This window comes from Actinoplanes sp. NPDC048791 (assembly GCF_040650095.1).
In the GTDB taxonomy this organism is placed as follows: Bacteria; Actinomycetota; Actinomycetes; order Mycobacteriales; family Micromonosporaceae; genus Actinoplanes.
This window is the reverse complement of sequence record NZ_JBEZGQ010000028.1, coordinates 1-9,873: the sequence shown is the minus strand read 5'-3', so window position 1 is coordinate 9,873 and position 9,873 is coordinate 1. Positions and strand designations below refer to the sequence as shown.

The 9,873-nt window shown below is 67.5% G+C and carries 2 protein-coding genes and 1 pseudogene; all 3 read left to right on the top strand.

Features of this window, described 5'->3' with window-relative positions; genetic code table 11:
- The first annotated feature begins 973 nt into the window (after nucleotides 1-973).
- Nucleotides 974-2,239 carry a ParA family protein gene (locus AB0C29_RS04415; RefSeq protein WP_360814985.1) on the top strand — a complete coding sequence of 422 codons (1,266 nt, stop codon included), beginning with the start codon at nucleotides 974-976 and terminating at the stop codon, nucleotides 2,237-2,239.
- Nucleotides 2,236-3,318 carry a ParB/RepB/Spo0J family partition protein gene (locus AB0C29_RS04410; protein ID WP_360814982.1) on the top strand — a complete coding sequence of 361 codons (1,083 nt, stop codon included), beginning with the start codon at nucleotides 2,236-2,238 and terminating at the stop codon, nucleotides 3,316-3,318. The genes AB0C29_RS04415 and AB0C29_RS04410 overlap by 4 nt, the downstream gene beginning before the upstream one ends.
- A gap of 4,099 nt (nucleotides 3,319-7,417) precedes the next feature.
- Nucleotides 7,418-7,789: pseudogene (locus AB0C29_RS04405) on the top strand (hypothetical protein); the annotation flags it as partial.
- Nucleotides 7,790-9,873: the final 2,084 nt, after the last annotated feature.

Sequence of the window (9,873 nt, the reverse complement as noted above, 5' to 3'; positions counted from 1 at the left end):
CTGCGGAGCCGGACTGATCGATCCGCCGACCACGGTCGTCGAGATCGTGCGGGAGCGGGCCGTCGTGGCACCAAGGCCGAGGCCGTCCGGAAGGGCGGCCGACCCGGGCCGCTCCGCCGGTGGGCGCGGCTCCGGGAAAAGGAGATCGCGGAGGGGATAGATGGCCAGGCGGGGCGTGCGGAAACGAACGGGAAAGCTCCCACGACCCCAGCGAGGCCCGGATACGGGCCGGCCTGTTGCTGGTTCCTCCGCTACCGATGGGTCTGGCGGGCGAGGCGTTGGTTCTGCTTCGGCGACTCATGCTGATCCGGCGGCCGGTCTTCCTCGACGGGTTGATGTGGCTTCGGCTGCACGACCTTCAGGAAGTGCTGACGCAGATCCGGGTGCCGGTTTCCCTTCGGGAACTGGTCCGGGGTCGGGATCGTCCCCGGGCGGGCGCGCCTTTGCCGGCTCGGCTTCGGGAGCGGCCACGGGTTCAGGTTCTTCCTCTGGCCCAAGCCCGGCTTCGGAGGTCGGCTCTCCCCCACCTGACGTCTCCACGTCCGGTTCTGGCCCCTCGGGTGGTGTTCCTTCTTCGCCTGGATCTGGACGCGATTCAAGATCTCGTGGGAGCGCTCTAGATGAGCCCCACGCAGGACCGTCGGTGGACTATGTGCGCTCGCTCGGGGGACCACGCCCCGGGGGTGAACGCGGTGTAATAGAGGCGTTCGGACCGGACGAGAATGGTGCTGGGGCCGCCGACGACAGGGTCAAGATGCGGTTGGTGCCCGGATTCATGGTCTTCGAGGCGTCCGATGGGCTGTTGGGATCAACTCATCAGGCGGACAACCGTGGCGACGCTCGCCCGGCGGCCGTAGGCTGGCCGCGCGTCGATAGTGTGGACCGGACGGTGGGAGCGCCAGACGCCCCGCCGCTTCCTGCCGGACCGCACGCTCGCGGTGCCGACCCAATCCAAGCAGGCAGGGACAAAACGGTGCATGAGTATGGCAGGGGCCCGGACGGTGCCCCAGGCTGGGACCGTGTTTCACGTGAAACCGATCCACACGCCGGCTCGGATCGAAGCGGAAGCTTGAGTGTGAGCTTCGACAGTGGGGAGCAAGGCGTGCCGCAACCACGTGCAGGTAACGGCGGGCAGGTGTACGGCACCCCGGTGACGGAGGCCGAGGTCAGCGCGTCGGAGCCTCGACGTCCTGCTCCGGCGCCACGGTCGGGGCCTTCGTCTGCGCCTGTTTCGGGCTCTGCGACCGTACCGTCGTCGGCTCCTGTCTCTGCGGCCCCGGCCGCACCGGCGGCCGTAGCGACGCAGCCGTCCGCGGACGGCGCGGCGGCAGACGAGCATGTTTCACGTGAAACGCCGGACCGGGATGAGGACGATCCGCCCCTCGCCATGGAAGCGTTGCGAGCTGTGCAGATCCTCAACCCGAGCGGCGAGATCCACATGCCGCGCCCCGACCATCCGCGGGTGCTCTGCGTCGCGAACCAGAAGGGTGGCGTCGGCAAGACGACCACGACGGTGAACCTCGCGGTCGCGCTGGCGCTGCACGGCAACCGCGTGCTGGTCGTCGACCTCGACCCCCAGGGCAACGCCTCCACCGGCCTGAACGTCCCCCACCACGCCGGCGTACCCGACGTCTATGACTGCCTGATCGACAACGTGCCGCTCGCCGAGGTGGCGCAGCCGGTCGAGGGCATCCCGAATCTGTACTGCGTGCCGGCCACGATCGACCTGGCCGGCGCCGAGATCGAACTCGTGTCCGTGGTGGCGCGCGAGTCCCGGCTGCAGCGCGCGATCGCCGGGCACCCGGAGAAGTTCGACTACGTCTTCATCGACTGCCCGCCGTCGCTCGGCCTGCTGACGGTCAACGCGCTCTGCGCGGCGCAGGAGGTGCTCATCCCGATCCAGTGCGAGTACTACGCGCTGGAGGGCCTGAACCAGCTCATCAACAACATCAACCTGGTGCGCCAGCACCTCAACCCGACGCTCGACGTCTCCACCATCCTGCTGACGATGTACGACCGCCGCACCCGCCTGGCGGACGCGGTCGAGCAGGACGTGCGGAACCACTTCGGCTCGAAGGTGCTCGAGGCCGTGATTCCGCGCAACGTCCGCGTGTCGGAGGCTCCGAGCTACGGCCAGTCCGTAATGACCTACGATCCGGGTTCGCGGGGCGCCACGAGCTACTTCGAGGCAGCTCTGGAAATCGCGATGCGCGGGGTCAACACGGGAGGCGCGGCATGAAGAACCGTCCACGGGGCGGCCTGGGGCGTGGCCTCGGCGCATTGATTCCCACCGCTCCCCCGGCGGCCGGTGGCACGACGACGACCGAGGAGCCGCCGCCTCCTTCCCCGGCTGCTGTTCCGGACCCGACTCCGACCTCGGTCCCGGCTTCTTCGCCGCCTGTTTCTGAGGTGACTGCGCCGCCGCAGTTCACCGCGCCGGCTTCACCGCCGGCGTCAGTGCCGGTGGCCGAGGACGACGGTGGTCTCGCTCCGGTGCCCGGCGCCCGCTTCGCGGAGCTGCCGGTCACTGCGATCGAGCCGAACGCGAAGCAGCCGCGGCACGTCTTCGATGAGGAAGCGCTCGAGGAGCTGAAGACCTCCATCCAGGAGGTCGGCTTCCTCCAGCCGATCGTGGTACGGGACGTCGGCGGCGGCCGGTATGAGCTCGTCATGGGTGAGCGTCGCTGGCGGGCCGCCCAGGCCGTCGGCAAGGAGACGATCCCCGCGATCATCCGCGACACCCGCGATGACGCGATGCTGCGGGATGCTCTGCTGGAGAACATCCACCGGGCGAACCTGAACCCGCTCGAAGAGGCGGCTGCGTACCAGCAGCTGCTCGAGGAGTTCGGCGCTACGCACGAGGAGCTGGCCCGGCGCATCGGTCGGAGCCGGCCGCAGATATCGAACACCATAAGGCTGTTGAACCTGCCGGCGCCGGTGCAGCGACGGGTCGCGGCTGGGGTGCTGTCGGCGGGACATGCTCGGGCATTGCTCGGGCTCGAGGACTCCGACGCGCAGGAGCAGCTGGCGCTGCGGATCGTGGCGGAAGGGCTTTCGGTCCGCGCGACCGAGGAGCTGGTGTCGCTGGCGATCGCGGACGGGCCGGCGAAGAAGTCGGCCCCGACGCGGCGGGCGAAGGTGCATGCGCCGGCGCTGAACGATCTGGCTGACCGGTTGTCGGACCGGTTCGACACTCGGGTGAAGGTCGACATCGGCCGGAACAAGGGCAAGATCACGATCGAGTTCGCGACGGTTGATGACCTGGAGCGGATCGTGGGGATGATCGGCGTGGAAGAAGAGGGCGCCGAGTCTGACTGATCGTTTGCCGCCATGGCTGGGTGGCGGTGATGGGTTGTGGAATGCAAGGCACGTGATTTTGGCGGATCACGTGCCTTCTTCATGTCCTGGCTCTGGTGGAGCTGGGCCGTTACGTTCGGTGACCTGGGGGAGGGTCTTCAGCGGACGAATCGGTTCTGTCAGAGCCATTCTCCTGAGGTTTTGGGCGGGCGTGGATCTTCGAGATGGGCGAAATCTGACGCCCTATTCGCCCTGTTTTCGGGCTATCGGCTGAGGACCGGGCTTCATTGGCGCTCGGTCATGATTCCGGCTCATGTTTTGACGGCTGTAGTCCACCTTGGCACTCAGGTGGCTGGTTCATGTCGGCTTGCTTTGCAGCTGTGCACTCGAAGATGGTGATGCCGGTGCGAGTACCTCGGCGGGCGGGAGCTTGTTGGACCGAGGGCCATTTCGGCCATGCTCATTTCGTTCAGAAGGCATCGGTGTCGCTTGGCTCTGTAGGAGGGCGGCGATGGAGCGTCGTGCGTTTGCTTGCTTCTGTGGGCTGAGGCGCGGTGCCGATCAGAAGGGTGCCGCTCGGTGCGGCCCACTCGCTGCGAGGTGTAGCGACTGCTGGCCGCGCATGGTCGAAACACACCCTGTGTTTGCGGGCCTTGGATTCTGCGTACCTCCAGGTGGCGTTGTCGCTCCGCGGTGATCTGTCTTGAGGCCGTGGCCTGATTCGAGCCTTCCGGCGATTGAGCTAGGCGGTGAGCTGGTGGCCGCCGCGTTGGCTCCGGTGCATCGCCGCCCCCTCTACGACCTCTGGGTCTGCCCGCATGGCACGCCGCTGCGCCATTGCGGATTGTCGGATCCGTGGTGAGAAACGGTGTGCTCCCAAGACGCTTGAGTCAGCGGCGTCAGGGGATGACTGAAGATCAACTCGCCGGCGAGGCGCCGCGAGGTAGCGCCACTCGAGCGGGCTGATCAGCTCCGGCCGCCCGTGCTGTGAGGAGTGGAGACAAGTTCTCGGGTCTCTAGCGAGGGTCTACTGATGGCGGGGGCATCTCGCTATGCCTAGGCGCCACGCATCCTCTGGACGGCGCTGGCCTTGGATTGAGTTCAAGCGGATGGAGTCGGCGTGTGGGTCGCCGCGCGATTCAGTTGGTACCCCTAATCCGTCTCTGTGCGGTCGGGATCTTCGAGGGCCCTTGGGTGAGACGGACCTTCGAGGCCCTTGGGTGAGAAGGAACGAGTGCCGCAGGCCATGCCCTTGGCCGATGAGCGCAGGGGCCCTTCATAGTCGGGTTCACCGAGCCTGACTCCGTTGGTGCTCGCCGCAGTTGTCTCGACGATGCTCGGTCGGATTGATCCCTGGCGAGTTTCACGTGAAACGGCTGAGGCGCTCCAAGGTCACTGAAGTGGGGCGACTATTAGCTGGCGGCCCGGCCGCTCAGGTTCTCGCGGCCTAGCCGACGTTGAGAACTGGGCTCGTGCCGCCGTTCAGCTCCAGCCGCGGCATACGACGGTTCAAGCGCATCTGATGGTCGGCTGAATGGTCAGGACCATCGGAGTCAGGTCGTACTGAGCTCGCGGGGTGCCAGCGAGTGAGCCATTGGGCGACGCGCTCGGATCCACGAGAGCCGTCGGAAGGTTCGTGCCTGACGATCCAGCATTGCTGGGCCGGCGATGGCTGGCTGCCTGTGCGGTCGTGGGCGGCGTCGTGAAGCTGTGGCACCTCCGGGAAGGCTGGGCGGTATTGGCCGGGGTGGTGAAGTCGTCTCCGGACTCCGCCAAGGAGCGTCTTACGTCCTTGGCGGTTCTTGGCAGTTGGCGTCATGCCGGGAGCCTTCTGGCGAGTGGGAGCAGCTGATGGACGTCCTGGTTATCTGGTGGCGGTTCGGCTTGCCTCTGCCTCGGGTGGCAGACAGAGGTGCGAGCACTTCAACTGCGAGGGCCCCGGTGCCACGTTTCCCGTGAAACCGCATGTCGGCCCTCCGCCTCTCTCATGCCCATGGCTTCCACGTGATGGCGAGCTGCGCCAAGCGCCGGCAAGGTGCTGACTGCTTTTGGCGTTGGTTCGAGACGGCGGGGTCACCCGGCTGTCGCCACTCCGTCGGATCTCCTCGGTGTCAGCTCCGGATTGCGGCGCTCGTCGGAGGTCGCATTGGACAAAGTCTCTGGTTGAGCCTGGGCGCCATGTCTCGGTTCTGCTTCCGCGGCCGAACTACTGGCCGGCGCGACGTTGAAGTCAAGTCGTCGTCTCGGGGCTGGCGGTCAGCCGCACTCGTCTCCGTGGCACACGCCATCGCTAGTTTCACGTGAAACAGGGCGGTTGCCCCAATCCTCGGAGCCGGGAGCCGGGAGCCGGGAGCCGGGAGCCGGGAGCCGGGAGCCGGGAGCCGTTTCACGTGAAACGGCGGACCTCCGCACGCTGCTGTCGGCTTCGTGGCTGCTATGCCGGCCACCATGACGCAGCCACACCCATACCGAAGCCAAGATCTCTCGCCCCGGGAGCAAGGCCGGAGCCATCCGGAGTGCAGATAGGCCGATCAGCTTGACGATTGGTAGCTATAGCCCCGCGCGGGCCACGGCGAGTTGGGCTTCTTAACCTCTGAGTGGTGGCCAGAAGCACCCGGACACGATCCCACCCTCCACTCCCCGTTCGCCCTTGAAGTCAAGACGCCGTTTCACGTGAAACGCGAGAGCGGAGGCGTCATTACGATCCCGCAGACTTGAGCCGAGGCCGCCGCGATAGTCAACAGCGGGACCTGCTTCCCGGCCGCCCGAGCTCCTCGCCGGTGCGGCGCTCGTGGTGTGGTGCGGCGCCGCCGTTCCTCCCGAGTCGCCGGCACTACCGATCAAGTTCGCCGTCCGTCGCTCCGATGGGCGGACGACCCCCACCATCCCGCGACGGATCTGTCCCCCACATCCCAGGCGCTTCGCTCTGACACACACCCACCCCGGCTCCGAGATGGTTGGCGGCACAGGATCATGGCGATTGCCGAGACTGTGTTCGAGCCCAAGACTCATCCTCGCGGCTACGCCAGCGCCAACCCTCTGCCATCCAGACCATGCCGATTGAGCGAGGTCCTTAGCGTTAGCGGTTGTAGGGCTCTCGCAGCTGCCGCACCCCAGCAACACCGCACTCGCTTGCCGGCCTTAGCAGGAAGGCTCAGACATGGCGCGGCGAGTGATGTCTCGGTCAACAGCCGGCATGCCAGGGAGCCATACCGCTGAGACCGCCATGGTTATGGAATCGGGCCGCTGATGAAGCCCACTGTCCCGCCGACTTACCTCAGCTCCAACGCGGACTGGGGCGATGGCATCTCGACCCCACGCAACCGAGGCAAGGCCCGGTCGCCGCAGCCGCGGCAGACTCAGCAGACGCCCGTCACCGCGCTGCGGATCGACAAGAATTCGGCCCACGAGTTCAACCCAACCAAACTCGTACCAGGCCATCCGACCCGATCCGTTTCACGTGAAACGGGCCCACCGGCGCTCTCCGGGCCAAGCCAACAAGACGGCCAAGCCGAAGCACAACCAAGCCCCACGAAGCACCAAGCCACCACCAAAAACCGCCCACCTCGGATCGGCAGCCAGCAGTATCCACAACCTGTGCGCAGAGACTGTTGACGACCCTCCCCGTGGCCGTTTCACGTGAAACAACTCCGATGGATGACACCTTCTCCACCGCTGTATCCACAGGGGGTGAACGCGTTCTACGTCGTGTTTCACGTGAAACCGGCCCGCCTGTGGATAACTTCTGTGGATAACTTCAGGCGTAGCGCGGAGCCCACCGAAGGTGACCGGCGTCGACGTTCCGGGGACTGTCTGAACGGGTGAGGGAGCATCGGCGGGTCCGCCGGAAATTGACCCGGGACAGTGCCCGGTGAGCTGGGCTAGGGTCACCCTCGTGCCCCAGAACCCCCCGCCGCTTCCCGACTTCACACGCTGGCCTTCCTTCCCATTCGAAGGCGACATGCGGGTCAAAACCCTTGCCGAGCCGGTCGATGTCGAGCCCCCACGAAGTGGCGAGGACGCCGGAGATTGCGTCGCCTGCAACACCCCCGACGACGCGTACATCTGGGTCAGTGAGCGATGGCGCGTCCGCGGCATGGACCGGCCCACCGGCCTGCCCATGGTCTTGATCCTCGAGTGCCGCTCGCACCTCGACATCGGCGACCTGCCGAACCTCCTGGCCGCGGAACTCGGCGTGATGACGGTCCGCCTCGAACGAGCGATCCGCTCGCTCGACGGCGTCGCCCGCGTCCACGTGAACCGCTGGGGCGACGGCTCCGCGCACCTGCACATGTGGTTCCTGGCCCGGCCCTACGGCCGGCTCCAGCTCCGCGGCACGTTCCTGTCGCTCTGGGACGACATCCTGCCGGTCATCCCCGAGGAGCAGTGGCTCGAAAACCTGGCGCTCGTCGCGGAGTGGCTCGCGGGCTTCGGCGGCCGCGCCATCGCCGAACCTGCCCACATCCACTGGCAGTCGCCGTCCACGTTCGGCAACGAACCAACAGTCACACCGGACACGCCTGCCACCCCCGACACCTGGCAGCAGCCCACCCACACGGACTCCCCGTCCGCCGGTTTCACGTGGAACAACGCAACCCCCGAAAACCAAGTGCCCACATCCGAAGACCCAGCGCCCGCGCCGTCGGCCTCCGCCCCCCGGGAATCCGACGGAGCAACGCTCCCGAACTCGGCGCCGGCCACCACCGAGCCCGCCTCCAGCAACTCAACGCCCGAAGGCACCGCGTCCGAGCCGGCCAGCCGCAGCGACCTAACCGCGGTCAACGCCGAAACCCGAGACCTCTCGTCCTACGCGATCCGCCAGGGCACCGAGCCGACTCCCGCCGACGAACCCAACACCAACCCGCAAGCCACCGCCTCCGTCAGCGGCGCAACCCCCGCGGCCGCCAACACCCCCGAACCAACCCCCCAACCCCCAAGCGCAAGCTCACCGACTTCGGCCGCCCCCGCCGACTCCCCATCCACCGACGCATCCGGTACGGGCACAGCGCCCACAATCGCAAGCACCCCCGCCCCGCCGACAACGAGCAACCCCACCCTCGACCCGAACAACACCGACGACGGGGCCGGCCAAGCAACGCAGTCCGAACCAAGCGCAGCCCCCGCCATCCCGTCCCAGTACGACGCGAAGACCGCCGAAGCACCGGCGCACCCTGACCGCCACCCGGCAACTCCGCAGTCAGCAACCGCAACAGACGACCCCGCCAAGACGCAGGCCGCCCCGTCCCACTGACCCAGCCACGACGTCTGCCGCAAGCGGTCAGGTGCCGTCATCACCGGGCCATCGGTTTGCCAGTGCGTCGCGGCCGGTGTAGTCCAGCAACGACGTGACGAACGTCGACCGCCGCGACAAGCCCGTTGGTCGCCCAGGACGTCGATGTAGATCGCCAGGGCCGCGGAGCGGAACAAGCGCACACTGGCGGCCGGGACTTTGGTAGGCCAAACGCTGACCGGCCTGACGGACGCAGCTCTCGAAGCGTGCATCCACACAAGGCGACCTACCCAACGACAGGCGCCCCTGTTGGAACTGTTGACTCGGCCGGGTCCGCAGGAGCGGGTTGCGCTGTCCAACTGCGGACCCAGCCAGTCGGAGCTCAGGTATCCGCCCCGGGTAGCCGCTTCCCCAGCAATCTCGAGCACCGCCCCAGCCAGCTTCCTAGCGCACCACGGTCAGCGTGTAGGCCAGGCTGATGTCACTGCCCTGCCCTCGGTCGTGGCTCTTGGCCTCTGACCAAAGGAACCCGCCCCGACCCTGGCGTGGGACCCGAAGTTGTCTCGGTCCAATCGGCTGTCGCCAGACCACGGCCGCGTCTCAACCGTGGCCTTAAGCCGGCCCTCTGGCATCAACGCCTGCCTCTCACCACCCGGCCGTGATCGTCATCCCGGCTAGTGATCCGGTTGACGCGCCGCCCCGGCCAACGTCCCCGACCCCAGTCTCGACCGAGTCCTCGGCGCCGCACCAGCCGCCGATCCCTGCAACGGCCGCAGTCCCAGCCCGGACCCGGACCCGGACCCGGACCGCAGCCCAAGCCGGCGCGGTTCCCGGCTCGTTCCCCGGCTCCAGTTGCCGAAGCCTCGTCCCCGGCTCGGCACTACCCCCGCTTCGCGCTCGGTCAGAAGTCCGAGCCAGCTCTACCGCAGCCCGCGGCTTTGCACCCCGACCGCGGCCCGAATGCAGCAGCGGCGCTCCAGCCCGGCCGCCCACCCCTGGCCCACCCCACCCCTGCCCTGGCCCCTGGCCCTCAATCGGATTGGGCTCGACCTCGTCCCGCAGCCGGTACTGGGTGGCTGGCCGCGTCACCGGCTCCACCGACTGCGATCTGAGTTTGGTCCCAGCCTGATCCGATCCCTGACCTCAAGCCGGCCGATGCCACGACTCCATCCACTGGCGCCCCGACCCGACCCCAGCCCGGCCCCGGGCTAACCCGGAACAGGCATACGCGCACTCTGACTTTGGCCCGACCCGGGCCGTCAGCCCGCACCGCCTCAACCCGATTTCGGTTCGACTTCTCAGTTCCCGGCTTCCGGCCCCGGCTCCCAGCTCTTCCCCCGGCCCCG

Coding starts and splice junctions, on each gene's coding strand:
- AB0C29_RS04410 (WP_360814982.1), top strand. CDS start 2,236: ATGAAGAACCGTCCACGGGGCGGCCTGGGGCGTGGCCTCGGCGCATTG.